The organism is Streptomyces sp. NPDC005070 (assembly GCF_053600395.1).
On the sequence record NZ_JBSFZS010000446.1, the window covers coordinates 1 to 1,724 of the forward strand.

Annotated in this window: 2 protein-coding genes; both read right to left on the minus strand. The window is 67.8% G+C overall.

The features are described from left to right. Nucleotides 1-100 precede the first annotated feature (100 nt). Entirely contained in the window at nucleotides 101-1,105 is a 1,005-nt protein-coding gene (locus tag ACWEBX_RS40090) for an alcohol dehydrogenase catalytic domain-containing protein (protein ID WP_451889628.1), read from the minus strand. A gap of 213 nt (nucleotides 1,106-1,318) precedes the next feature. Beyond that, on the minus strand, nucleotides 1,319-1,724 hold a 406-nt coding region (locus ACWEBX_RS40095; protein WP_451889629.1), incomplete at its 5' end, for a hypothetical protein.

A 1,724-nucleotide genomic window follows, 5' to 3' on the forward strand; every position in this document is an offset into this window, starting at 1 on the left:
CGTCCGCGCCGAGGCGTCGCTGGGCCGGCCCCCATTCGGTGCTGTCCGGTGGGCTCCCGGCCGCCGAGCAAGCAGGGGGCTTCAGCCCCTGCCAGGCTCTCTACATGGTGAGAACCATGCGGAAGCGGGCGTCTCCGCTGAACATCCGCTCGTACGCCTCGGTCGCCTCGCTCAGCGGCCGGGTCTCGATCATCGCCCGGACTCCTTGGTCCGTGGCGAATCGGAGGTTGTTCTCGTTCTGGATGGCGCTTCCGGTGAGGGACCCCATGATCCGGACGTCGCCGAAGACGAGCTGTATCGGCGTGACCTGGACCGGTTGGTCGGACGCTCCCACGACCACGAGTCGTCCACCGCTGGCAAGACCATGGAGGAGGGGTGAGATGTCGCCCGCGGCGGCTGTTGCGATGACAACCTGTGCCCCGCCGAGCTTGGTGAGTTCCTCGCCGGGATCCGTCTCACTCGAATCGATGTAATGCTGCGCGCCGAGCTGGTGGGCCAGCTTCTTCTTGGCGGCGCCGCGTGCAATTGCGACGACCTGAAGGCCCATCTTGGCTGCGTATTGGATGCCCAGGTGCCCAAGGCCCCCGATGCCCTGGATGCCCACGAGGTCGCCGGCCTTGGTGTCTGCCTTGAGGAGCGCGTTGAACGTCGTGAACCCCGCGCACAGGAGCGGCGCGGCCTCGGCGGACGGCAGCTCGTCCGGGATCGCGACCAGACCGGTCGCCCTCGCGTAGACGACCTCCGCGTAACCACCGTCGACACTCGCGCCGGTCTGCGGCTGGTTGGTGCATGCGACGAAGTTCCCCATCCGGCAGGACTGGCACACACCGCAGTGCCCCCCAAGGAAACCGACTCCGACGCGTTGCCCGATCGACCAGCCCTCCACCCCGGGTCCCAGCGCGTCGATGGCCCCCACGATTTCGTGCCCTGGAACCGGGGAGCCCTGCGCGGGGTCGTGCGGCTGCACGGTGAAGCTGTCGCTGTGACAGACCCCGCACGCCTCCACCCGGATGCGCACCTGTCCCGCAGTGGGCTCGGTCAGTTCCCGTTCGGCCGACTGCAGCGAACCGTCAGGGATGACCTCGATGACTTTGTAGGTTGTCATGGCAGCCGCCCTCTTCCTGGTTGAGAGAATCGGTGTCCCGCCAAGCGCGGCGCGCCTCTTGCCCGGGCACGCATGCCAGAGCATCGCCGGGCCCAGCGGGGCGAGCGCGCTGCTGCCTCGGGGAGGCGCGGCATCGTCGAGGCAACACGTGACGCGACTGGCGCTGTTGGGCACACGCTGCCGCGAACTGCGACAGGATCGCCGGGACTCGCATCAAGAGGTCCCTACGCGCTCTTGAGGGGTTCCTTGAAGGACTTCTCGAACACCGGCCCTGCGAAGGGCAAGATCACGCCGAGCATCCTGCCCTTGAACGTAGTCGGGTGCTCCCGTTCGAGCCGGGTCGACGCCGGTGCCCTGGCCCTCCGGAGTCATTCGGAAAACCCAGCCGCCACCGGGGCCGAAGACCTTCGAATCAAGGGCCGTGACCTTGACCGTGTTCCCCGCGGAGTCCCATTCGTAGCAGGCGCACTCCCAGATGCCTTCCGTGCCCTCGGCCACTTCGGCCCAGGTGTCGCCCCGTTCGTGAACCGTGAAGTGCTCCGAGCCAATCGTCGGCCACGTCTTCGCCCGCGCCGGGCTGAAGCCGGTCATCACACCCATGACCTCCGACGGGCTCATC

Excerpts from the sequence above, each read along its gene's own strand:
- ACWEBX_RS40090 (WP_451889628.1), bottom strand. The coding sequence starts at position 1,105 with ATGACAACCTACAAAGTCATCGAGGTCATCCCTGACGGTTCGCTGCAG.